The sequence below is a fragment of the Bradyrhizobium sp. genome (assembly GCF_036009065.1).
In the GTDB taxonomy this organism is placed as follows: Bacteria; Pseudomonadota; Alphaproteobacteria; order Rhizobiales; family Xanthobacteraceae; genus Bradyrhizobium.
Genome location: NZ_DASYMN010000072.1, coordinates 1 through 21,091, shown reverse-complemented (window position 1 = coordinate 21,091; position 21,091 = coordinate 1). Strand labels below are relative to the sequence as shown.

At 63.6% G+C, this 21,091-nt stretch carries 25 protein-coding genes and 1 tRNA gene; 14 read left to right on the top strand and 12 right to left on the bottom strand.

Translation table 11 applies throughout. The features are described from left to right. Positions 1-16 precede the first annotated feature (16 nt). Positions 17-1,513: an alkaline phosphatase family protein gene (locus VGP39_RS04855; protein ID WP_327566971.1), complete on the bottom strand. Its 1,497-nt coding sequence runs from the start codon at positions 1,511-1,513 to the stop codon at positions 17-19. Positions 1,514-1,742: 229 nt separating this feature from the next. Continuing rightward, positions 1,743-1,827: transfer RNA gene (locus VGP39_RS04850), tRNA-Leu, on the bottom strand. 196 nt (positions 1,828-2,023) lie between these two features. Between VGP39_RS04850 and VGP39_RS04845 the strand changes: the two genes are divergently transcribed. Beyond that, entirely contained in the window at positions 2,024-2,563 is a 540-nt protein-coding gene (locus tag VGP39_RS04845; RefSeq protein WP_327566970.1) for a disulfide bond formation protein B, read from the top strand. A 164-nt stretch (positions 2,564-2,727) separates the two neighbouring features. Here the strand turns inward: VGP39_RS04845 and VGP39_RS04840 are convergent, their stop codons facing one another. After that, positions 2,728-3,795, bottom strand: coding sequence for an AbrB family transcriptional regulator (locus VGP39_RS04840; protein WP_327566969.1), 1,068 nt, complete (start codon positions 3,793-3,795; stop codon positions 2,728-2,730). A 141-nt stretch (positions 3,796-3,936) separates the two neighbouring features. On the opposite strand from VGP39_RS04840, the gene VGP39_RS04835 reads away from it, so the two are divergent. The 5 genes from VGP39_RS04835 (at position 3,937) to VGP39_RS04815 (ending at position 7,475) form a co-directional block, all read left to right on the top strand. Then, on the top strand, positions 3,937-4,404 hold the full coding sequence (locus VGP39_RS04835) for a hypothetical protein (RefSeq protein ID WP_327566968.1): 468 nt from the start codon (positions 3,937-3,939) through the stop codon (positions 4,402-4,404). A 199-nt stretch (positions 4,405-4,603) separates the two neighbouring features. After that, positions 4,604-4,990: a CidA/LrgA family protein gene (locus tag VGP39_RS04830; protein WP_327566967.1), complete on the top strand. Its 387-nt coding sequence runs from the start codon at positions 4,604-4,606 to the stop codon at positions 4,988-4,990. Continuing rightward, positions 4,987-5,709, top strand: a complete 723-nt coding sequence (locus tag VGP39_RS04825) for an LrgB family protein (RefSeq protein WP_327566966.1) — start codon at positions 4,987-4,989, stop codon at positions 5,707-5,709. Before VGP39_RS04830 ends, VGP39_RS04825 begins: the two co-directional genes overlap by 4 nt. A 264-nt stretch (positions 5,710-5,973) precedes the next feature. After that, positions 5,974-6,753, top strand: coding sequence for a sulfite exporter TauE/SafE family protein (locus VGP39_RS04820; protein WP_327566992.1), 780 nt, complete (start codon positions 5,974-5,976; stop codon positions 6,751-6,753). 101 nt (positions 6,754-6,854) lie between these two features. After that, on the top strand, positions 6,855-7,475 hold the full coding sequence (locus VGP39_RS04815; RefSeq protein WP_327566965.1) for a DsbA family protein: 621 nt from the start codon (positions 6,855-6,857) through the stop codon (positions 7,473-7,475). Positions 7,476-7,588: 113 nt separating this feature from the next. Here VGP39_RS04815 and VGP39_RS04810 read toward each other — a convergent pair whose 3' ends face one another. The 3 genes from VGP39_RS04810 to VGP39_RS04800 form a co-directional block, all read right to left on the bottom strand. Continuing rightward, positions 7,589-7,795 carry a hypothetical protein gene (locus VGP39_RS04810; RefSeq protein ID WP_327566964.1) on the bottom strand — a complete coding sequence of 69 codons (207 nt, stop codon included), beginning with the start codon at positions 7,793-7,795 and terminating at the stop codon, positions 7,589-7,591. 197 nt (positions 7,796-7,992) lie between these two features. Continuing rightward, complete coding sequence (locus VGP39_RS04805) at positions 7,993-8,871, bottom strand: hypothetical protein (protein WP_327566963.1); 879 nt, start codon at positions 8,869-8,871, stop codon at positions 7,993-7,995. A gap of 9 nt (positions 8,872-8,880) precedes the next feature. After that, positions 8,881-10,209 (bottom strand): hypothetical protein, encoded by a 1,329-nt coding sequence (locus tag VGP39_RS04800; RefSeq protein ID WP_327566962.1) that lies wholly within the window; start codon positions 10,207-10,209, stop codon positions 8,881-8,883. A gap of 140 nt (positions 10,210-10,349) precedes the next feature. On the opposite strand from VGP39_RS04800, the gene VGP39_RS04795 reads away from it, so the two are divergent. Together VGP39_RS04795 and VGP39_RS04790 are read left to right on the top strand one after the other, a co-directional pair. After that, positions 10,350-10,667: a hypothetical protein gene (locus VGP39_RS04795; protein ID WP_327566961.1), complete on the top strand. Its 318-nt coding sequence runs from the start codon at positions 10,350-10,352 to the stop codon at positions 10,665-10,667. Further along, positions 10,651-11,316, top strand: coding sequence for a nucleotidyl transferase AbiEii/AbiGii toxin family protein (locus tag VGP39_RS04790; protein WP_327566960.1), 666 nt, complete (start codon positions 10,651-10,653; stop codon positions 11,314-11,316). Before VGP39_RS04795 ends, VGP39_RS04790 begins: the two co-directional genes overlap by 17 nt. 22 nt (positions 11,317-11,338) lie before the next feature. Here VGP39_RS04790 and VGP39_RS04785 read toward each other — a convergent pair whose 3' ends face one another. Beyond that, positions 11,339-12,427: a DUF2252 family protein gene (locus tag VGP39_RS04785; protein WP_327566959.1), complete on the bottom strand. Its 1,089-nt coding sequence runs from the start codon at positions 12,425-12,427 to the stop codon at positions 11,339-11,341. Positions 12,428-12,609: 182 nt separating this feature from the next. On the opposite strand from VGP39_RS04785, the gene VGP39_RS04780 reads away from it, so the two are divergent. Next, complete coding sequence (locus tag VGP39_RS04780; RefSeq protein WP_327566958.1) at positions 12,610-13,110, top strand: GNAT family N-acetyltransferase; 501 nt, start codon at positions 12,610-12,612, stop codon at positions 13,108-13,110. An 89-nt stretch (positions 13,111-13,199) separates the two neighbouring features. On the opposite strand, the gene VGP39_RS04775 is transcribed toward VGP39_RS04780, so the two are convergent. From VGP39_RS04775 to VGP39_RS04765, 3 genes are all read right to left on the bottom strand, one after another. Beyond that, a complete protein-coding gene (locus VGP39_RS04775) occupies positions 13,200-13,757 on the bottom strand; it encodes an HNH endonuclease (RefSeq protein ID WP_327566957.1) in 558 nt (185 codons plus the stop codon). A 103-nt stretch (positions 13,758-13,860) separates the two neighbouring features. Continuing rightward, the gene (locus VGP39_RS04770; protein ID WP_327566956.1) at positions 13,861-15,294 is read right to left on the bottom strand and encodes an alpha/beta fold hydrolase; all 1,434 of its coding nucleotides are present in this window, start codon (positions 15,292-15,294) and stop codon (positions 13,861-13,863) included. Between the two features lie 264 nt (positions 15,295-15,558). Further along, on the bottom strand, positions 15,559-15,828 hold the full coding sequence (locus VGP39_RS04765; protein ID WP_327566955.1) for a hypothetical protein: 270 nt from the start codon (positions 15,826-15,828) through the stop codon (positions 15,559-15,561). 478 nt (positions 15,829-16,306) lie between these two features. Here VGP39_RS04765 and hemC point away from each other — a divergent pair, with 478 nt between their 5' ends. Then, positions 16,307-17,272 carry a hydroxymethylbilane synthase gene (gene hemC / locus VGP39_RS04760; RefSeq protein WP_327566954.1) on the top strand — a complete coding sequence of 322 codons (966 nt, stop codon included), beginning with the start codon at positions 16,307-16,309 and terminating at the stop codon, positions 17,270-17,272. A 129-nt stretch (positions 17,273-17,401) separates the two neighbouring features. Then, positions 17,402-18,391: a L,D-transpeptidase gene (locus VGP39_RS04755; protein ID WP_327566953.1), complete on the top strand. Its 990-nt coding sequence runs from the start codon at positions 17,402-17,404 to the stop codon at positions 18,389-18,391. Between the two features lie 97 nt (positions 18,392-18,488). On the opposite strand, the gene hemE is transcribed toward VGP39_RS04755, so the two are convergent. Beyond that, positions 18,489-19,505, bottom strand: coding sequence for a uroporphyrinogen decarboxylase (gene hemE, locus VGP39_RS04750; RefSeq protein WP_327566991.1), 1,017 nt, complete (start codon positions 19,503-19,505; stop codon positions 18,489-18,491). A gap of 156 nt (positions 19,506-19,661) precedes the next feature. Here hemE and VGP39_RS04745 point away from each other — a divergent pair, with 156 nt between their 5' ends. The 3 genes from VGP39_RS04745 to VGP39_RS04735 all read left to right on the top strand — a co-directional run bounded on the left by VGP39_RS04745 (position 19,662) and on the right by VGP39_RS04735 (position 20,766). Beyond that, the gene (locus tag VGP39_RS04745; protein WP_327566952.1) at positions 19,662-19,883 is read left to right on the top strand and encodes a hypothetical protein; all 222 of its coding nucleotides are present in this window, start codon (positions 19,662-19,664) and stop codon (positions 19,881-19,883) included. A gap of 36 nt (positions 19,884-19,919) precedes the next feature. Beyond that, entirely contained in the window at positions 19,920-20,054 is a 135-nt protein-coding gene (locus VGP39_RS04740) for a hypothetical protein (protein ID WP_327566951.1), read from the top strand. A gap of 106 nt (positions 20,055-20,160) precedes the next feature. Further along, entirely contained in the window at positions 20,161-20,766 is a 606-nt protein-coding gene (locus tag VGP39_RS04735; protein WP_327566950.1) for a nuclear transport factor 2 family protein, read from the top strand. A 161-nt stretch (positions 20,767-20,927) separates the two neighbouring features. On the opposite strand, the gene VGP39_RS04730 is transcribed toward VGP39_RS04735, so the two are convergent. Further along, on the bottom strand, positions 20,928-21,091 hold a 164-nt coding region (locus tag VGP39_RS04730; protein WP_327566990.1), incomplete at its 5' end, for a SlyX family protein.

Genomic DNA, 21,091 nt, shown 5'->3' with positions numbered 1-21,091 from the left:
AATCCCTCAACGCCGCTTAGGCTTCCTCGCCGCCTTCGGGCTGCTTCGGACCCTTCGGCATGCTCCAACCTTGGCCCCGTTGCCGCTTGCGCTCGATATGCTGGGTCCATGCCGCGGTTCGCGACTGGATATAGTCGCCGATTTGCGCGCTGGTCGAAAGATCGGGCGGGGTGTGACGGTCGTAACTGCCCTGGTCGTTGCGCAGCGGGAGCAGCGACACCTTGTGGGCATGAATGCTCTCGATCAGCGACGGCTCCGCCTGGTCCGGATGCGGAATGTTCGTCGTCGGAGCGGCCACACCCTCGATCGGATCGTCGGTCCGCGGCTTTGCGAGCGTCAGAACATCGCCCAGATCCGGCGCGGCCCTGTCGCGCGCGGTCAGCGGCGGGACACCCCAGCGCAGTTCGATCGTCTTCAGCACCGAGGTGTGATCGATGGTCCCGCTGTTTGCGCGAAACACCGTCCCGGCCGCTATCCGGGGCGAGATCAGAACTGCGGGGATGCGAACGCCGAACCGCTTGAAGTCGAAACCGAACTCGCCGACCGTGCCGTCGTCGGGAGGCGTCGCGTTCGACGGCGGGCCAACGTGGTCGTAATTGCCGCCATGCTCGTCATAGGTGATCAGCAGCAGCGTGTCGTCCCAGCCCGGACCGCTCCTCACCGCGTAATAGGTGTCGCGAATGAGCTGCTCGCCCAGCGCAACGTCGTAGTTCGGATGCTGGCTGTTGCCGCTTGCGCTCCAGTCTGGTTCGAGAAACGTGTAGGCCGGAAGCTTGCCCGCGGCGGCCCGCTTCTGAAAATCGCGGAAATGACCGAAATGGCTCTCGTCGGCGTACATGATGTCGGTGAAGTCCAGCCGCGTCAGGGGATCGCGGTTATAGCCGTAGATCGCCCAATCGACATTCTTTTCGGTGAGGCTTCCAAAAATGCTGGGGTAGGTGAAAACCTTGACCTGATTGTCGAGATGTCCCTGGCAGGTTGCGGCGGCTGCGAAGATACGGTTGGGAATGGTCTGGGTCGGCACGGATGCAAACCAGTGGTCGCAAACCGCGAACCCTCGGGCCAGGCCTGACATGATCGGCAGCATCTCCGGCGCGTACATGCCCATGATTTCGGATGGCTCGGTGCCGGGCAGCGTATCTTTGAAGCCCTGGGCTTCGTCAGACTGGATCGCGGCCTTGAAGTTGATGACAAACCCCTGGTTGGTCGGCGCCGCGCCCGGCTCCGGATCGTCGGTCGAGAACAATTGGTAGTTTGTATTCTGAAAGCCTTCCCCCGGATCGGCCCCCGGCATCAGATATGGATGCGGCGAATTGCTGTCGATCTTGTAGACCTTGATCTGCCGGCCGGCGGCGTCGGGATTCGACTCGTTGCCCGTCAATCCCTCGAACGGCTGATTGGTCGGCGATTTGTTGCCGTTGGCGGCGTACAAGAAGCCCAGCATCTGATCGAACGACCTGTTCTCGAGCATGAGCTGGACGATGTGTTTGATTGCCGGAAGCTGATTGGCCATGTTCGATCCCTGCTGCGATATTCAACGGCCGACGATTCGGAGTGTCCCCGCGAATGCGCAATGCGGCTTCGCAATGCGTTCGAACCGACGCCGGCGTGACGAAGCAATGTATCAAGAAATTGTCTTCAGCATTCATTGCAACCGCGGCGCGTGAAAACAAGATGATTTAACACTTGCCTTCGGTAACATTGCCGTGGGCTGAATCATGCGTCGCTATGCAAAGCGCTTCTGGTGCCCCTGGCCGGAATCGAACCAGCACTCCTTGCGGAACTCGATTTTGAGTCGAGCGCGTCTACCAATTCCGCCACAGGGGCTTTCGGACCGGGCCATCGGCCAAGGTCGCGAAGCCGGCGGAATATAGCGGGCGCGCGGTGCCGGTCAACCCGCGGTGGAAGCGGAGAGGCGGCCTCCGATGTGCTGTCGCCTTCCAAAACACTCCAGTGTGATCCCGCCCGTCTCGACAGTCCTAAGCGCGCGGGATAGGACGCTGTCACGGGCCGGAGAGATGATGTGACATTTCAAGCCACTGCAAAGCCGTGGCACGCGCGCGCCACCAATCCCGCGTTGGCGGCCGCGCTGGCGATAACAGCCATTGCCGCGGCGACGCTGGCGGGCGCGTGGTTTTTCGAGCGGGTACTGGACATCCGTCCCTGTCCGCTCTGCCTCGAGCAGCGCTATGCCTATTACCTGGCGGTCCCGCTCGGCGCGCTGGTCGCGCTCGCCGCGGCGAAGCACGCGCCGCGCGGGGTGCTCGTTGCGGGTCTCGCGCTTCTCGGCCTCGCGGCGCTCGGCAATGCCTGGCTCGGCGGCTATCACGCCGGCGTCGAATGGGGGTTTTGGCAGGGGCCGACCGAATGTAGCGGGGCCGTACTCGATCTCGGCAAGGCCGGAAGCCTGTTCGACAATCTCGACAAGGTGAAGGTGATCCGCTGCGACGAGGTGCAGTGGCGGTTTCTCGGCCTGTCGCTGGCCGGCTACAACGTGCTGATCTCGCTGGCGATGGCGGCGCTGGCGGCGTGGGGCATCGTCAGATCGGCTAGGCGGGCATAAAGCTCAAATGTGTCCCGGACGCGGTGCAGCGTCCTTCACGCTGCTCCGCAGAGCCGGGACCGTCACGAACACCTCGCTCTGTTACGGCCCCGGCTCTGCAGCGCACCGCTTCGCGAAGAGCTACGCGCTGCGCTGCGTCCGGGGCACGAATGACGAGCATCTTGTCAATCGTCCAGATCGTCCTGCGCCTTGCCGTAGAGGTGCACGATGCCGGGGGTGGCGATCGAGACGAAGATGAAGCGCGACAGATGATGCGCGCCGACGAACACCGGATCGACATGCAGCGTCAGCGCCAGCGCCAGCATCGCGTCCATCGCGCCGGGCGCAAACGCCACCACGATGTCGGAGAATTTCACCTGCGTGAGCAGGGCAATGGCGGCGACGAAGACCGCGCAAATCGCAATCGACACCGCGAACGAGCCGAGCGCGGCGGCAATGTGGCTAAGGATGGTGCGCGGGCTGATCTTGCCGAAACGCGATCCGATCAGGGTACCGATGCCGATCAATGCGGTGAGATAGGCCCATTGCGGCACGCCGCCTTCGACCCATCCGCCGCCGTGCATCACCGAGGAGCCGAGCATGGCGCCGAACATCCAGCTCGCCGGAAAATTCAGCCAGCGCAGGAATAGCGCCGCCGCGACCGCCACCGCCGCCAGTTCCGCCAGCGCGATCGGCGTCGCGGTGGGACCGCGCGATGGCAGCGGGCCGTGGCCCATCATGCCGACCGCGGCGAGCAGCAGCGGCACCGCCGCGGTGAGGATGATCACCCGCAGGATCTGCACCACCGCGATGCCGGCGACGTCGGCATTGCGCTCGGTGGCCAGCATGATGACCTGGGACAGCGCGCCAGGGCTTCCGGCCAACAGCGCGGAGGTGCGGTCCCAGCCGTGGACCCGCTGCAGGTAAAAGCTGCTGCCGAAGGTGGCGCAGAAGGTCGCCGCGGCCAACAGCGCGATGGTGACGGGATAGGCGCTGAGGTTCTTGATCATCACCGGCGACACCATCGAGCCCAGCGACAGCCCGAGCGTCATCAGGATGATGTGCGCGATCGGCTGCGGCAGGCCGAGCGGCCGCCCCGCAATGCCGGCGCCCGCCACCGCGATCATCGCGCCGGAGATCAGCCCACCCGGCAACTCAAGCCACAGGAACAGCAGGCCGCCGGCGCTGCCGAGGACCAGCGTCTCGAGCGCGCTGCGGATTTCGGATCGGCTGGGGAAGGCGAAGGAAAACATGAGCCCGCCTTATGGCAAATGCGAAGGCCCCGGACAAATGCGTTGTGGCACAGCAGCATTGCACGCGACGGGATATGTTTTCACCCGGCGGTGGTGCGTTAGGATGCGAATCTCCGAATTGGTGCTTAAGGGAGAATATCAATGATCACTCGCGTAAAAGTCGTGCCAGGGATTGCCGCGTTCGCGTTCGTCGCCGCTGCTGCAATGCCGGCGCAGGCGCTGACGATGCAGGAATGCAGTGCGAAGTATAAAGCGGCGCAAACCGCCGGCACGCTCAACGGCCAGAAGTGGAATGATTTTCGAAAGGCCGAATGCGGCGGCGATGCGGCTGCGACGCCCGCCGCCGCGTCTGCCGCGCCGAAAGCTGCCGAGGCAAAGGCCGCGCCCCCAAAACCCGCTGCCGCTGCCGCGCCGACCAGCCCCGCGGTATACCCCAGCGCCGTGGATTCAAAATATGCAAAGGAGCCGGCCTATAAGGCCCGGCTGCATACCTGCGCGGACCAGTGGAAAGCCAACAAGACCAGCAACGCCACCAGCGGATTGAAATGGATTCAGAAGGGCGGCGGCTACTGGAGCGAGTGCAACAAAAAACTGAAGGGTTCGGCTTGAGTCATGACGGCGTCATGGCCGGGCTTGTCCCGGTCATCCACGTCTTCCATGACGGTGCCGAAAATCTGATCGCGACCATGACCGGCACCTTGAAGGCGCTAGCGCGGCGGGGATAACCCTGCCGCTTCCCGTGTCGGAATGATTGACAAGCGTCCGCCGCGGCACCCTGATGCGGGAGCTTTCTGCCCGCGGTGCTGCCATGATCGCAAGCCTCAGCCTCATTCTGCTGTGCCAACTGGCCGGCGAGGTCGTCGTGCGCGGTTTTGCGCTGCCGATGCCGGGCCCGGTGATCGGCCTGGTGCTGCTGTTGGGATTGCTGCTGGCGCGCGACCGTTTTGCGGTTCTTGCGCGCGGCCCGCTGCGGCAGGACGGCGTGGAGACTGTCTCCAAAACCGTGCTGGCGCATCTGTCGCTGCTGTTCGTCCCCGCCGGCGTCGGCGTGGTGCAGAAGCTCGATCTGGTCGCCGAACACGGCCTTGCGACTTCCGCGGTCCTTGCGGCCTCCGTGGTCATCACCTTGCTGGTGACGGTGGCAACGTTCCTGATCGCGAGCCGGCTGCTGGCGCGGAGCCGGAGCGCGCCATGAGCGGCAATCCGTTCGCACTGTGGGTGTATCTGTCGCAGACGCCGCTGCTCTGGCTGACGGTGACGCTGCTGGTCTATGCCATCACCGACGCGGTGTCGCAGGCGACGCAGCGGCATCCGCTCGCCAATCCGGTGCTGCATGCGATGTGGATCATCGCCGCGTTCCTGCTGCTGACCGGCACTTCGTATACGACCTATTTTGGCGGCGCGCAGTTCGTGCACTTCCTGCTCGGACCCGCGACCGTTGCGCTCGCGGTGCCGCTTTACGAAAATCGCAAGGTCGTCATCTCGGCCATCCTGCCGATGCTGGCCGCGCTGATCGTGGGCTGCGCGACCGCGATCGTCTCGGTCGTGCTGCTGGCGGAAGCGGCGGGCCTGCCGCGCACCGTGGTGCTGTCGCTGGCGCCGAAATCGGTGACGGCGGGCGTCGCCATGGGGGTGAGCGAATCGCTCGGGGCCGATCCGTCGCTGACGGCGGTCGCCGTGGTGCTCACCGGCATCATGGGCGCGATCATCGTCACGCCGCTGATGAACCGGATGGGGATTGCGGATTTTCGCGCGCGCGGATTCGCGGTCGGGCTCGCCTCGCACGGCATCGGCACCGCGCGCGCCTTCCAGGTCGACGAGGTCGCCGGCGTGTTCGCCGGCATCGCCATGAGCCTCAATGCGCTGGTGACATCGCTGCTGGTGCCGGTGGCGGTAACGCTGCTGGTGCGCTGATTGTTTGCGGCGGTGCCCCGGACGCAGCGCAGCGCCAGCGCGTTTACGCGCGTCTTCGACGCGCTATGGCCCTTCGCGGCGTGGTGCGCTACAGAGCCGGGGCCGTAACGCGACGCGGAGTCGGGCACGGTCCCGGCTCTGCGGAGCGGCATGAAGAATACCGCACCGCGTCCGGGACACGAGTGTCTGGGTTTTCAACCTGCTGCCATGGAGATTCGCAGAAAATCCTTCTAAGCTCGCCGTGCAGGCGAGGTTTGCGCGTTGATCATCTCCACGATCCAGAGCGTATTGGGACTGGCGTCGGGGATGCTGGTCGGGTTTTCGCTCGGCCTGGTCGGCGGCGGCGGATCGATCCTCGCGGTGCCGCTGATGGTCTATGTCGTCGGCGTATCGGACGCGCATGTGGCGATCGGCACCAGCGCGGCCGCGGTCGCCGCCAATGCCGCAATGAATCTGTCGAACCACGCCCGCGGCGGCAGCGTGCGCTGGCCGTGCGCGCTGGTGTTCGCCGGCGCCGGCATCGCCGGCGCGTTCGCGGGATCGATTGTCGGCAAGATGATGGACGACCACCGATTGCTGACGCTGTTTGCGCTGCTGATGCTGGTGATCGCGGCCCTGATGTTGAAGACCCGGTCGCGGGTCGGCCTTCCCGACGCGCAAATGAGCTGGGCCAACACGCCCGCCATTGTCGGCCTTGGGCTTGCGACCGGAACGCTGTCGGGCTTCTTCGGCATCGGCGGCGGATTTTTGATCGTGCCTGCCTTGATGCTGGCGACCGGCATGTCGATCATGAATGCGATCAGTTCCTCGCTGGTCGCCGTCACCGCGTTCGGGCTGACCACGGCTGCGAGCTACGCCTGGTCCGGGCTGGTTTCCTGGAAGCTGGCGGGGCTGTTCGTGGCCGGCGGCATCGCCGGCGGGTTGCTCGGCACCCGCTTGGCGCGGGCGCTGGCGCACCGCCGCGGCGCGCTCAACATCGTGTTCGCGGTGGTCATTATTGCGGTTGCGCTCTATATGCTGGCGCGCAATCTGTCTCTACCCTGAGGGTTGATATCCAGCACACGTTCCGGCCGGAGGCCAACATGGTTAAGTTTTCTGATTCAGACCGGCGGCCCACGACATCAACGCGGCGCGGAGCGCTTGGCATGCTTGGCCTCGGCGTGGTCGCGCTCGGCCTCGACATCGCGCCGGGATCGGCATTGGGCCAAGGCGACGCCGCCGATAATGTGCTGACGGAAAGCGCGGTCTTACGCGATCCGGATATTCCGGTGGCGGGGAACGCCGAGGGCGACATCACCATCGTCGAATATTTCGACTACAATTGCCCCTATTGCCGCAAGCTCGAACCGGAGTTGCGGCAGGTGGTGCAGGACGACGGCAAGGTCAAGCTTGTCTACAAGGACTGGCCGGTGCTCGGGCCTGTATCGATCGCAGCGGCCAGAATGGCGCTGGCGACGAAGTACCAGGACAAATACGTCGCCGCCCACGACGCGCTGATGGGGACCGCCTCGCGGCTGACCGAGCCGCGCATCCGCGAACTGCTCGCCGGTGCCGGCATCGATGTCGATCGCGCGCTGCGCGATCTCGAAACCAACGCAAAGGCGATCGACGCGATTCTGAAGCGCAACGACGAACAGGCCACCGCGTTCGGCTTCAAGGGTACACCGGCCTTCATCATCGGCAAATTCCGCATTCCCGGCGCGCTGACCATGGCGCAATTCGATCAGGCCATTGCCGACGCGCGAAAGGCCGCGGCGAAGAAATAAGTTGGATTGTAGGATTGTAGGGTGGGTTGAGCGGAAGCGAAACCCACCGCAAGCAGTTCACGCGAAATGATGGGTTTCGCTTCGGTCAACCCATCCTACAGGATTTTCGGGAGTTACTTCGACGACAGCTTGACCCAGTCGTCATGGGCGCGCGACTTCAGCGCGTTCCAGTCGGTCGCCGCGACGTCCCAGTTGACGATGGTGCGGCCCGGCTGCGCCACCTGGCCGCTGGCGACCGTCGAGGTCGACATCGAATCGCGGATGTAAACGCCCATGGTCAGCAGCAACGCACCCAAAATCATTCCCAGAAACACGCGCATGACAAACCTCCGATGATCGCGAATAACGTTGTCGGCGGGCGATGGTTCCAGCGCCTGAAACCGTACGCGCTACACACACCACCGTCATCCTGAGGAGCCGCGCCCTTGCGCGGCGTCTCGAAGGATGGCCGCGGGCACCTATGGCCCTGCTTCGAGGCTCGCCGAACACGGCGAGCACCTCAGGATGACGCTTACACTTACGAGCGAGTCTTCGGCGTGACCGACAACGAACCGGACGCAGGCGCCGCCGGCGTCGGACTTGCAACGGGCGTCGCGCCGGTCGTTACGATATTCAGCGACTTCAACTCATCCGGCTTGAAGATGAACAGCTTGTCATGCGGCGTCTCCATGGCGTGCACCCAGGCTTGCAGGTTGATGCCCATGTCGCCGAGGTAACGCTGGCAGCGCGCCGAAATGCGCTGCGCAACGTCCATTTCGTCGCGCGGCGCGGCACTAGCCGAACTGATCGCGGCGATCTGGTGCACTCCGATGGTTGCGTTGTCGCCGGCGCGGCGCTCGACGCCGCCGGCGAACAGCAGCGGGCACGAGGAGGCGCAGTATTTTCCGGCCTCCACCTCGGTTGCGAATTTTTTCTCGCGAATGAGACGGCCCATCGCCAGCGCGTCGGTCACCGAGCCGCCCGGCGAATTCAGCACCACGGTCCTGATGTAGTCGCCGCGCTTGCCGACTTCGGCCGCGAACGCTTCCGACACGCCCGGCGTGATGCTGCCGGTCGCCATCAGCCTGCCGCCGTTGACCAACTCGAACGTCATCGGTTTGGCCATCGCGCCGCCGGGTTGCGGCAACGGCGTGAGGCGCTTGTCGCCGCCGGGCAGCAACGGAGCGAGGATGGATGGCACGGGCAGATCGAGACCAGGTGAAACCTGCCGCGTCTCTGTGGGACTGACCGCCGCATCTGGCGTACTGATCCACCCGTTGCTGGTAGCGAGATCGGCGGCGAGCGCCGCGACGGTCACCGCGACGACGCCGCGAAAGACCCAGCGCAGGACATGCTGGTCGGGATTGTCCGACAACCAGGCGTGAAATCGTTGCGACATCGTCACGGATTGCGGCATGGGATGCGCTTACTTGAGCTGTCGCGCCGACGACAGCGAGGTGACGTTTTCGTCCGCGGCAGCAGTGGGCTCAAGCGCCGGCTCGCCGTCAGGCCTGGCTTCGCCAGGCACCATTCGTCGCGCTTCTTCCACCTCGCGCGCCATCTGCAACGCCGCGACCAGTTCGCCCGCGGTCATCGCCGATGCGCTGACGGCGGGAAGCCCCTCGCGCCGGATCGCGGCGTGCACCACGCAGAGGATCAGCACCAGCACTGCCGGCATCAGGTCGATCGAAATCGCGCCGGCCCAGCTCGGAATGAAATCGCCGGCGTAACGCAGCACCGCCTCCGCGGGCGACATCGCCTGAAACCGCGCCGGTTCGACCTTTGGCGTCGCCAGGATTTTTTCCGCGGCGTCCGAGAGCGACGCCGCCTGCGCCGCGATCGAGCTTTCCACCTTGCCGACCACGGCGGTCTGCCGGTCGGCGAGATCGGCGGTGCGCCCGCCCGCGGCCGGCGCAATGAAGCTAGATGAGAGCGACGCCGCGGCGCGTTTCACCGCCGGCGCCACCGAGGTCTGCTGCAGATTGGCGATCACTCCCATCAGCGCCAGCGATTCGGTTGCGAAGGCATCGCTGCGCGAAGAGATCGGTCCGCGGTCGGAAATCAGCTCGCGCATCTTTGCGAGGTTCTTGCTGCCCTGCTCGAACAGCGCCGAGACGCGCTTGCCGGAGGCTTGCACTTCCTGGCCGAGGCTGTCCAGTTGCCCGGACATTTGCGTCAGAAGCTGCACCACGGTGCCGGAGCCCGCGGTGCCGGTCAGCGACCCCGCGCGTTCGGCGTCGGCGAGTTTTGCAAAGCGCGACGACGCCAGCTGAATATCCGGCAGCAGGCCTTGCGCCGCGATAGCGTTGGAGTTGGCGGTATCGAGATCGCGGGTGTAGTTCTGCACGGTGATGGCGAGATGCTGCTGGATCGCGGCGGCGCCCGCCAGCGCCGAGGCATTGAGCCACGACGACATCGCCACGATCATCAATGAGCCCAGCAGCATGCAGCCGAACATCAACCCGCGGCCGCGGCCGGCCACGTGCGGCATGAACTGCATCAGGAATATCCAGAACGCGTAAATGCCGACCGACACCGCGACCGAATAGATCACCGCTGCGAAGAACACCGTGGTCGGGCTGCCGTTGAGCAGTTCGCGCACCCCGAGATAGGTGTAGACCCCGGCCGCCAGCGCCAGGATCGCGGTGGTGAGTTTCAGGGTGACTTCGAGGCGCGCGACACCCTTCGACAGCAGCAGTGAGGTAGAGGCGTGCGAAGGGGCGGCGTGTGAAACAGAGGCTGGATTGGAGGGCATCGGCGCATCCCGTTACGACGTGAAAATCAACTGGACCAGCGCCCCCGCTGCTCGCTAAGTACCTCGTTTCTGAAGATAAATTCCGACCAGATTATGTCTGCGATCGTGGAAAACAGACGCCGGATCTGCTACCGTGACCCATGGCGACGAATGATACCGCACAGCAAACGATCGCGGAATTTGGCCGCAAATACCTCTGGTGGGAGCCGGTCGGCGGGCAGCCGCATTCCGAAGACCGCATCATCGCGCAAACCATGAATCTCGGAACCTGGGACGACATCCTTGTGCTGGAACAGACGGTCGGCCAATCGCGTCTGATCGAAATCATGCTGCGCGCCGAGCCGGGCTGGATCAATGACCGCTCCTGGGAGTTCTGGCGCGGCCGGTTATCTTTTGCCACGGGAGCGGCGATCCCGGACAAGGCTCCGCGGAGATCGATTCATGCCGCAGCGCCTTGATCCGAAGCTCGGCGTGCTGCCTCCGGCGCAACGGGAAATCTGGACCAGCCTCGAGCCAGCCCCTCAATTGAATTTTGTCCTCTATGGCGGCACCGCCATTGCGCTTCATCTCGGACACCGGGAGTCGCTGGATTTCGACTTTTTCCGATCCGATCCGCTGGACAAGGATCGGATACGCGCGGCGTTCGGGTTTATCAGCGGGGCCGCCATCTTGCAGGATGCGCCGGATTCGCTGGTAGTGCTTGCCGAAATGCCATCCGGGCCGGTGAAAATCTCATTCTTTGGCGGCATCGGGTTCGGCCGCGTCAACGATCCGCTGCAGACCTGCGACGGCATATTGCTCGTCGCCTCCCTCGACGATCTGATGGCGACCAAGTTGAAGGCGACGCTGGATCGCGCCGAAGCCAAGGATTATCGAGACATCGCCGAAATGATCTCCGCGGGCGTTTCATTGCCGGCCGGTTTGAGTGCTTTCAGGGCAATGTTCGACGGCGAGCCGGCCCAGGTGTTGCGCGCGCTCGGATTTTTCGGAGACGGGGACCTGAACACGCTCGGCAGCGCAGATCAGGAGGTCCTGCGAAACGCGCGGGATCGAGTTGGACCCTTGCCGGACGTGGTTGTGAAGCAGGGATCGTTGACGGGACGTTGAGTTGCGTCGGCCCGTGACGCGGCTACTTGCGCGGCCCGTCACGCCGCCACGCCTCGTAGTCCTTCATGACCGAATCCGCCGCGACCTTTGCGGCCTCGTAGAGCCAGTCATTCGGCCGCCTCTTCAAGTCGCGCCTCAGGACATCGCCGCCGGCCGAACCGGCGGCATGAATCGAGGCAAGGTCGAAGGCCATCGCTTGCAGCAAATCGCCCTTCAGACGCGTGGCGGCGTCCTTGTCGAGTTCGATCTTGCGGCAATCGGGAGCAAGACGGCGGATGATCCACTTGCCCTCGATATCGAGGAAGGGATCCGGCGCGCGATGGGGGCCCCTCGCAAGTTTCAGCAGACCCGAAGGTTGCACGCCATGCACATAAGTCCAGGCCGACGGCACCAGCGCCTTGGCCTCGCGCAACACCCGTCCGCCGCGCCAGTCGGCGATCGCGACATAGCGCGGCCGGCCTAGGCTGCCGCCGCCGGCAATGCGCCGCCGATAGAAAATGTTGGCCGATCCCTTCGGCAGGCTTGCGTTCAGGATTTGCACGACGTCCCGCGGCGGCCTGCCATCGGCCTTGCCGTCGATCAGCGGATATTTTTTGGTCTTGCCGAGCTTGTCCCAGAACTCTCCTGAGTCCAGTGCGGTCCCGATGGCGTAAGGGCGCAACCATGTTTCGCCTTCATCCAGCAGCGCCGGCTGCGCTACCCGAAGTCCTTCGCGATAGCCCGCAATCAGGATTTCCGCCACCTTGTCGTTGGATATCGATCGATCAGGCGCAAGCCTGATGCTGGTCGCGATGCGCACCAGATCGAACGCGTAAGGCATGACGGCCGCTTCATCGAAATCGTTGACGCCCCAGACGAGGCGGCCGTCGGCATCGCGCCAGGTGCCGAAATTTTCCAGATGCAGATCGCCGATGCTGAGCACCTGCGGCGCGTCCATCAATTCCGGGCATACCGTCCCGATCCGCCTCGCCCAACGGAAATAGGTCGCCCTCAGGAACATGAAGGCGCTGTCCTTCATCAGCTTGTGTTTGGCTTTGATATCTCGGGTGACCACGTCGCACTGCGTCGCCAGCCAGGCCTCGTATGCGGCATTATCGTCGCGAAACGACATCGGGTTCTCGTTGCTCGATCGTCAACCGCGCGACCCTATCTCAGGATGCGCCATCGTGAAACCTTTTGCGCGACACCGGGAATAGCATTGGCGAGCCATATTCCCCCGTCGTCGGTGTTACGCTATTGTCGATTCGGCAAGGCCGCGTTTTTCCCGCCAGCACGAGCCGCGCGGAGGGCGCAATGGGGATCACGGAATGCGAGATCACTGTCGCTACAAAGGTCGACGTCCCGGGGATTCTTGACCTGCAAGAGCGCAACTTGCGCAGTAACGGCGGGGCGCTTTCGGTTCCGTTCTCCCGCGAGTGGTTCGAGGCGGCAATTGCCGATATGCCGATTATCGTGGCTCGTAGAGAAGGGCGCGTGGTCGGCTACGTCGTTTCAACTCCGCTCACGGCCCAAGCCCACAATCCCATTGTTCGAGCGATGTTGCGCGCCTATCCCGGCTCCCCCGGCGCGTACAATTATGGGCCAATCTGTGTATTGGAAAGTGAACGCGGACGAGGTCTGGCTGTCGCAATGTTCCAAGCCCTGCGCGTGCGGTTGCCGGCAAGGGAGGGCTTCACTTTCATTCGGCGCGACAACACGGCGTCGTTGAAGGTCCACACGAAGATGGGCATGCACGAGGTCGCAGAATTCATACAAGACGGCGTCGCTTATGTCGTCGTAGCCTATGTCGGCTGATAAATTCATTTCGTCGGACTTAGCGAACTCGCCATTCTGCGACCCGTGCCCGCACCAGCGGCGCCAACGGATAATGAAGCTTCCACGCCTCACGGCTCCAGCTCGGTGTCCCAATACAAATAATCCAGCCAGCTGTCGTGCAGATAGTTCGGCGGGAACAGCCGGCCGTTGCGATGCAGCTGATGCACCGTCGGCGCGAACGGGGCCTGCTTTGGAAACATCCGCGACTGCTGCGGCGTCAGATTGCCCTTGCGCAGATTGCAGGGCGAGCAGGCCGCGACGACGTTTTCCCAAGTGGTCTGGCCGCCCTTGGAGCGCGGCACGATGTGGTCGAAGGTGAGGTCGTCGTCGGCCGAGCAGTACTGGCAGACGAAGCGGTCGCGCAGGAACACGTTGAAGCGGGTGAAGGCGGGATGGGTCAAGGGGCGCACGAAGGACTTCAGCGACACCACGCTCGGCAGCTGAATCTCGAACGAGGGGCTGCGCACCGCGCGGTCATAGTGCTCGACGATATTGACGCGGTCGAGGAATACCGCCTTGATCGCGTCCTGCCACGACCAGAGAGACAGCGGATAGTAGCTCAGCGGCCGGAAGTCCGCATTCAACACCAACACCGGCCAACCGCCCTGCGAAACGTGTGCGTTCAAGTAACGCTCCCGGCCCCCATATTAGCTGCGAAGCAGCTTGCGTCCACATACTACAGGCAGCGTGACAGGATTGTGAAGAGCATTGAAGGGCTTATCCTGCGGGTCAGTGCCCGGCCTTCGGCCCGATAAAAGCCTTCAGTTCCTCGAGGAAAAGCGTCAGCGCCGGTTCGCCTTCCAGCATGATATGGTTTTCGCTCTCGAGCGGAACGAGGCGGGCGCCCGGGATGCCCGCAGCCATACGCCGGCCCAATTCGAACGGCACCCGGGCGTCGTGGCGGGCATGCATGACCAGGGTCGGCACCGTGACCTGCGACAGCAGCGCACTCACGTCGCCTTCGCCGTTGGCCTGAAGATTGCGCGCAGCATCGGCGGCCGAACAGCAGATTCGTTGAAACTCATTGAACCAGTCGGCCTGCTCCTTGTTGGCGCCCGGGATGAACTGGGACGTGAACATTTGCCGGAATGCCGGGTTTTCCTGGCCCCATCCGAGCCGCATCAAGGTGAGCATCGCTTCGCCGGCTTCCTTCTCCGCTGCGGTCCGGGCGCGTTTCTTCCAGCCGACGGCAAAGCCGCCGTGAAGCACGAGGTGGGAGACGCGCTCCGGATGGCGGACCGCATAGGCGATCGAAACCGCGCAGCCTTGCGAGATGCCGAGCAGCGCAAAACGTTCGATGCCGGCCGCATCGACAACCGCTTCGAGGTCGTCCACGAAATTCTCGAATTTGACATCGGGGACCTCGCGATCCGACAGTCCGTTGCCGCGGGCGTCGTAGCGATAGAAAGTGTGATCGCGCGAAAGTTCGTGGTAGAAATGCCGCCAGATCGGGCTTTCGAAATCATATTCGAGATGGGTCATCCAGTGGCCGGTCTTCACCAGGGGAGGACCCTGGCCGGTTCGCGCATAGGCCAGTTGCACGCCATCCTTGCTCTGGCAGAAGCGGATTTCCTGCTGATATGGGATCGCCGCGGCTTGAACCGTTTCCGCCGGCGTTGCGGCGACCGAGGCGGGAAGCGCCTCGATATCCTTGGCGGTAAGTCCGAAAACGCCCACCGCGCGGGAAATGTTCTTTACGGCCTGCTCGCCGAGATCGGCGAAGGCGATCGACAGCTTGTCCCTGATCTGGTCGTTCGCCGTCCTTGAAATGCAGACGCCGCCGGGCTCGCACAGCGTCTCCAGCCTTGCTGCGATATTGACGCCGTCGCCGAATATGTCGTCACCGTCGATGATGATATCGCCGACGTTGATGCCGATCCGGAACACGATCTGCTTGTCGGCGGCAATACCGGCGTTGCGCCCGACCATGGCGCGCTGAATGTTCACCGCGCAGCTCACCGCATCGACCACGCTGGCGAACTCCACCAGCATGCCGTCGCCGGTGGTTTTGACGATGCGGCCCCGGTGGTCGGAAATACCGGAATCGATCAGCTCGCGGCGGTGCGACTTGAGAGCGGTGAGGGTCCCCATCTCATCGGCGCCCATCAGGCGGCTGTAACCAACCACATCGGTGGCCAGAATCGCAGCAAGCCGGCGTTGCATGAGTGTTCCTCGGTAAAACCGTGTCTGCCGATAATGTTGCCTGCGATTGAGCGCCGCGACAAGCATGAAGAAGAACGATGAGCTGTCACGCGCGAACTCCGCCGGGGGCGGGTTGCGGCGTTTGTGCACGGAGGCTTCGCCGCAAGCGTCCGGGGTGCAGAGGCGAGGGCTCTTGCGTACAAGATGTGTTTTCGGGCCCTAACCTGAATGCACAACATCGGCCACCGACAGATTGCCGTTTCGGCGGCATGGCCCCTCGCCGGCTCAACCGTTGGCTGATGCCGACCTGGATTTCGCGGATTTCCTGACCGATCGAGACTTCAGGCGACCGCTGCGCCCGACGTTGATGGCCGCATTCTGGTTTTGGATTTGGCAACCGGGGCGGCTTGGATGTGGCCAGATCGTCCAGCGATATCGCCAGCGCTCGCGCTGCGGCGGCGAGAGTTTGTACATCGCCGGTCTTTGATCCGTTTTCGATTCGGAAATGAAGCCCTGGGCCACGCCAACCAGCTTCGACAGGGCTTGCTGCGTCACGCCGCGATGCTTCCGCCAGAATGCCGGGGGCGTCTTTCCATCTGCATCCAACCTTCAAGCCGCCAGTCGAAACGGTTGAGGCCAAGGGGGAAGGGCGACCCTGGACATAAGGTCCATGGGCGCGTTCACCCTCGGGGTCGAAATCGCAAATGAAAAGCAAAAATTCGAATTGGATATCGCGACCCTGTCCGACCTGCCGACCTGGTTCCGGCGGCGGTAGCTTCGCGCATTTGACGGTCAATTGGCGCCCGGGCGACACGGAATTTATTACCGAAATCCGCTCAAGGCCCTATGTCCGCGATCTGAGCGCCGGCGATGCTGGAGGCCCGGGCGCATGACCCGTTTGCATTCCGTTTGCACTCGTTTGCATCCCCATTTGCATTCCGTTTGCATTCTCGTGGCGGTTGGTCTTTATCTGCGATGAGGTGATTGCCGTGGCCTCGGCGCGGTTTTTCCGAATGGAGCGTCAGTAGTTTCAATGCGGATCGGCACGCGCAAGAGCACGATGGCGCTGGCCCAGACCGCGGAAATCGCGCGCCGGCTGTCCGCGGCGGCTCCCGACATCAACGTCGAAATCGTCACGTTCGAAACCGTCGGTGATACCGATCAGACCGGCAAACTGTTGATGCATGGCGGCAAGGGCGGCGCGTTCGTCGCCGAGATCCGCACGGCCATCCTGGCGGGCCAGCTTCACGCCGCGATGCATTCCTTGAAAGACATGCCCGGCAATGAAGACACGCCGGGCCTGGTGATCGGCGCGACGCTTGAGCGGGATCCGCCCACCGATGCGCTGGTGCTGCGGCCGGGCCTCTCGCTCGACGATTTCAGGCGCTCGCGCGGCAGCGGTTTTAGGATCGGCACCAACGCGGTGCGGCGTGCCGCCTATGCGCGGCGGCTGTATCCGGAGTGTGGGGTGATTCATTATCGCGGCGCCGCCGATACTCGCGTCCGCAAGCTCGACAACCGGGAAATGCAGCGGCTGCCCGGCGGCGGCGAGGTCGGCCCGGCCGATGCCTTGATCATGGCGCGCTCCGGGCTGGAACGTGTCGGGCTTGGCAGTCGCATCGCCTATGAATTTTCACCGCGGGAAATGCTGCCCGCGGTCGGGCAAGGCATCGTCGCGGTGGAATGCGCCGCTCAGGACTGGCCGACGCGGCGTATCCTCGCGCTGATCGACGATCCGACGGCGCATCTGTCCTGCGATGCCGAGCGCGAAGTGCTGTGGGTGCTTAACGGCCACTGCAATTCGCCGATCGCCGGCTATTCGACCGTCAGGGGGGCCGAGATGACGCTGACCGCGTCGGTGCTGGATGAAACCGGGTTCATCGAGGCCACGCGCTCGGGGCCCGCGAACCGTCCGCGCGAACTCGGCCGCGCGGTCGGACTTGAGCTGCTCGGCAAGGGCGCAGCTGCGATCATCGCACGCACGCGACCGCAGCCCTGAAGACGTGGCGGCCGATCCGCTATCGGCTCCGCACTGCAAAATTGGCGCTCGGTTGGAACCCAGTGATCGGCAAAGCCTTGTCATGAGAGCGCACCGAGTGCGATAAATGGCAGACAGGGCACGCACACGATGACTCGCTGGTTTCTCGGTCTGATCTTGATGGCCGTCGTTCAGCATCCGGCGTTCGGCGCAGAACTCACGGCGGACAAGATCAACAGCGCCAATTTCACCGGAAAACTGCCTTCGGAAGACAGCGTCAGCCCTCTCGCCGTCAAGCTGCAGGTCCTGCTCGATCGCGCCAGATTCTCGCCCGGCGAAATCGACGGCAGATTCGGGGACAATGTTGAGAAGGCTCTTCAGGCCTTTGGCGAAGCAAACAATCTCGCTTCGAGCAAGGTCCTGACCCCAGAGATATGGTCGAAGCTGCAGCAAGTCTCCAGCGATGCGGTCATTGCCGAATACGTCCTGTCCGAGCGTGACATCAAGGGTCCGTACATCGAAAAACTACCGGCAAAAATGGAGGACATGAGGTCGCTCAAGGCCTTGAGCTTCACCGGGCCGAAGGAAGCCTTGAGCGAACGTTTCCACATGAGCCAGGACCTGCTGGCCGCGCTCAATCCGGGCCAAAAGTTCGACCGCGACGGCGCTAGGATCAGCGTCGTCAATCTTGCGAAGGAAGCGCCGACCAAAGCCGCGCGCATCGAGGTCGACAAGGCCCGCGAAACGGTGCGGGCCTTCGCAAAAGACGGAACGCTGATCGCGTTCTATCCGGCCAGCGTCGGCAGCGAGGAAAAGCCGACACCGGCGGGCACCCTGAAGGTCGTTTCGATCCAGCCCAATCCGACCTACCGCTACGATCCGAAATACAAATTCAAGGGCGTCGAATCGAAAGAGCCGTTCACCATCAATGCCGGCCCGAACAATCCCGTCGGCGCAATGTGGATCGGTCTGTCGCAGGCGAGCTATGGCATTCACGGCACCAACGAGCCTTCCCGGGTCAGCAAAAGCGAGTCGCACGGCTGCGTTCGGATGACCAACTGGGACGTTGCGCGACTGGCGCAATCGATCAAAAAAGGCGTCGAGGTCAGCTTCATGGAGGGCAAGCAGGCATCGCGTTGACGGCGTCGCTTGGTAGGATGGGTTGAGCGAAGCGAAACCCACCACCTCGCCTCGAGTGTATCATTGATGGGTTTCGCTGCGCTCAAACCATCCTGCTCTAACCCCGATAACTCCTCACCCGCTTCACCATCTGCTCGACGTGCGCGATCGAGGTTTCCGGCTGGATGCCGTGGCCGAGGTTGAAGATCAGCCGGCCTTGTCCATAGTTCGCCAGCACGTCATCGATCGCCTGATCGAGCGCGGCGCCGCCGGCGATCAGCGCCAGCGGATCGAGATTGCCCTGCACCGCGACACGGCTCTGCACGCGCGTACGGATCAACTCGGGCTCCGCCGCCCAGTCGATGCTGAGGGCATCGACGCCTGTCGTCTCGACGTAGCCGGGCAACAGCGCGCCGGCGCCACGCGGAAAGCCGATGATCTTCGCGTCAGGCACGTGGCTGCGCACGCCTTCGACAATGCGCCGTGTCGGCTCCACCGACCAGCGCTGGAATTCCCGCGGCGGCAGCACGCCGGCCCAGGTATCGAACAGCTGCAGCGCGTCGGCGCCGGCGGCAAGTTGCCCGAGCAGATACCGGATCGAATTCCCCACCAGCACGTCGATGATGCCGGCGAAGGCGTCGGGGTGGCGATAGGCCATCATCCGCGCCGGCGCCTGATCCGGCGTGCCGTGTCCCGCGACCATATAGGTCGCGACCGTCCACGGCGCGCCGCAAAATCCGATCAGCGCGATTTTCGGATCGAGCTCGCGCCGCACCCGGCGCAGCGCCGCATAGACCGGCTCGAGTTTTGTGAAATCCGCCGACGGCGACAGCGTCCCGACCTTGCCCGGCGTATCCAGCGGATCGAGTTTCGGGCCTTCACCAACCTCGAAACGAACGGAGCGTCCCAGCGCGTAGGGGATCACCAGAATATCCGAGAAGATGATCGCGGCGTCAAAATTGAAGCGGCGGATCGGCTGCAGCGTCACCTCGGCGGCTAGCTCCGGCGTGAAGCACAGGTCGAGAAAGCCGCCGGCCTTGGCGCGCAGCTCGCGGTATTCCGGCAGATAGCGGCCGGCCTGGCGCATCATCCACAGCGGCGGTACCGGCTGGCGGCGGCCGGACAGCACTTCCATGAAAGGTTTGGCGGTTGGGGGATTGGTCAAGCGGCATTCCGGTTCGAAAGGCGTGTTTGCCGCTCCTGATACACTGCCGATCTGCATTGGCCAATGCACTGGAACCGGGGGGGAACCTCCGGTTGACACAAGCGTTAACACGGGGAGGAGCATCCAATGGCCAAGAAATTCGATCCCGCGGCACACGACAAACACGCCGACGACCCCAAGGAAGCGGCTTTGGCCGATATGGAAACCCATGCGCGCCTGGAAGCCGGCCTGATCGATACATTCCCGGCGTCCGACCCGGTGAGCGCGGCGCAGCCGGCGCCGTCAAAACCTGACGGCGATCGGCACAACGAAACGCTGTGGGATAAGGTGATGGCGGTATTCCGCTAGCCGTCTTTGCACGCGCTGCGTGCGAGGGTTGCCGCGATGGACGACCAGTTCAACCACGCGCCGAACGACTCGCCGCGCAGCGGCAGTTCGAAGAAAGTCACGCCCGTGGTCTGGGGCGCGATCACCGTTGTGCTGGTGGCGCTTGTGATCTGGTTTGTGATGAAGACATAAGCGTTCGCCCCGCATCAACATCGAATCCCCAACGGCCTCCCTCGCGGAGGCCGTTTGTTTTTGCTAGCACTCGCAGGATGATTGGTGCTGAAAAAGGTGAAGCAACATGGATGACGACCTGCGCGACCGCCTCGCGATCCGCGATCTGATCGAGAATTGGGTGGTATGGCGCGACGCCGGCGACTGGGAGCGGTTTCGATCGGTCTGGTTCGACGACGGCCGCATGATGGCGACCTGGACCCAGGGGACCGCCGACGAATTCATTGAGATGAGTAAGCAAGGCTGGGCCAAAGGCGTCTCCATCCTGCATTTCCTCGGCGCCCAGTCGATAGATCTTGCCGGCAACCGCGCGATCTCGCAGACCAAGATGACCATCTCGCAACGGGCATCGGTACACGACGTGCTGGTCGACGTGGTCTGCACCGGGCGGTTCTACGATTTTCTCGAAAAGCGCGGGGGGCGCTGGGGCTTGGTGCTGCGCCAGCCGATCTACGAAAAGGACCGCATGGATCCGGTCGACCCCGCGGCATCGCTGACGCTCGACGCAAAACTGCTGGCGAGCTTTCCGGAGGGCTATCGGCATTTGGCGTATCTGCAGAGCCAGATCGGTTACAAGATAAAGACCGACATGCCCGGCTTGAAAGGCGAAGCGGTAGCGCAGCTTTATGCCAGCGGTGCGAAGTGGCTCAAGGGCGAGCCACTGGATCGGTAATTTCGCGCTCCGGCGTCATCCTGAGGAGCCGCGCTCTTGCGTGGCGTCTCGAAGGATGGCAGCGAGCGCGGACCTCTTCATCCTTCGAGCTCGCCGAATGCGGCGAGCACCTCAGGATGACGGCGGTGAGTGTGGCTTACACAGTAACTCGTCATCTCACTCTAGTAACGCGGCGGCGGCTCGTTCGCGGCACCGGGTGCCGCGGCCTCCGCCTCCTGCAGCCGCTCGCTCAATGCCGCGAGCTGGCGCGTCAGCGCGTCGATCTTGAGCCACTGCGCGGTGATGGTCTTGTTCAGCGCCTCGATGGTCTCGTCCTGAAACGTCA

Bases quoted from the DNA above. Each gene is read 5' to 3' on its own strand.
- VGP39_RS04855 (WP_327566971.1), bottom strand. From the start codon at position 1,513: ATGGCCAATCAGCTTCCGGCAATCAAACACATCGTCCAGCTCATGCTC.
- VGP39_RS04840 (WP_327566969.1), bottom strand. From the start codon at position 3,795: ATGTTTTCCTTCGCCTTCCCCAGCCGATCCGAAATCCGCAGCGCGCTC.
- VGP39_RS04835 (WP_327566968.1), top strand. From the start codon at position 3,937: ATGATCACTCGCGTAAAAGTCGTGCCAGGGATTGCCGCGTTCGCGTTC.
- VGP39_RS04830 (WP_327566967.1), top strand. From the start codon at position 4,604: ATGATCGCAAGCCTCAGCCTCATTCTGCTGTGCCAACTGGCCGGCGAG.
- VGP39_RS04825 (WP_327566966.1), top strand. From the start codon at position 4,987: ATGAGCGGCAATCCGTTCGCACTGTGGGTGTATCTGTCGCAGACGCCG.
- VGP39_RS04815 (WP_327566965.1), top strand. From the start codon at position 6,855: ATGCTTGGCCTCGGCGTGGTCGCGCTCGGCCTCGACATCGCGCCGGGA.
- VGP39_RS04810 (WP_327566964.1), bottom strand. From the start codon at position 7,795: ATGCGCGTGTTTCTGGGAATGATTTTGGGTGCGTTGCTGCTGACCATG.
- VGP39_RS04805 (WP_327566963.1), bottom strand. From the start codon at position 8,871: ATGCCGCAATCCGTGACGATGTCGCAACGATTTCACGCCTGGTTGTCG.
- VGP39_RS04800 (WP_327566962.1), bottom strand. From the start codon at position 10,209: ATGCCCTCCAATCCAGCCTCTGTTTCACACGCCGCCCCTTCGCACGCC.
- VGP39_RS04795 (WP_327566961.1), top strand. From the start codon at position 10,350: ATGGCGACGAATGATACCGCACAGCAAACGATCGCGGAATTTGGCCGC.
- VGP39_RS04790 (WP_327566960.1), top strand. From the start codon at position 10,651: ATGCCGCAGCGCCTTGATCCGAAGCTCGGCGTGCTGCCTCCGGCGCAA.
- VGP39_RS04785 (WP_327566959.1), bottom strand. From the start codon at position 12,427: ATGTCGTTTCGCGACGATAATGCCGCATACGAGGCCTGGCTGGCGACG.
- VGP39_RS04780 (WP_327566958.1), top strand. From the start codon at position 12,610: ATGGGGATCACGGAATGCGAGATCACTGTCGCTACAAAGGTCGACGTC.
- VGP39_RS04770 (WP_327566956.1), bottom strand. From the start codon at position 15,294: ATGCAACGCCGGCTTGCTGCGATTCTGGCCACCGATGTGGTTGGTTAC.
- hemC (WP_327566954.1), top strand. From the start codon at position 16,307: ATGCGGATCGGCACGCGCAAGAGCACGATGGCGCTGGCCCAGACCGCG.
- VGP39_RS04755 (WP_327566953.1), top strand. From the start codon at position 17,402: ATGACTCGCTGGTTTCTCGGTCTGATCTTGATGGCCGTCGTTCAGCAT.
- hemE (WP_327566991.1), bottom strand. From the start codon at position 19,505: ATGGAAGTGCTGTCCGGCCGCCGCCAGCCGGTACCGCCGCTGTGGATG.
- VGP39_RS04745 (WP_327566952.1), top strand. From the start codon at position 19,662: ATGGCCAAGAAATTCGATCCCGCGGCACACGACAAACACGCCGACGAC.
- VGP39_RS04740 (WP_327566951.1), top strand. From the start codon at position 19,920: ATGGACGACCAGTTCAACCACGCGCCGAACGACTCGCCGCGCAGCGGC.
- VGP39_RS04735 (WP_327566950.1), top strand. From the start codon at position 20,161: ATGGATGACGACCTGCGCGACCGCCTCGCGATCCGCGATCTGATCGAG.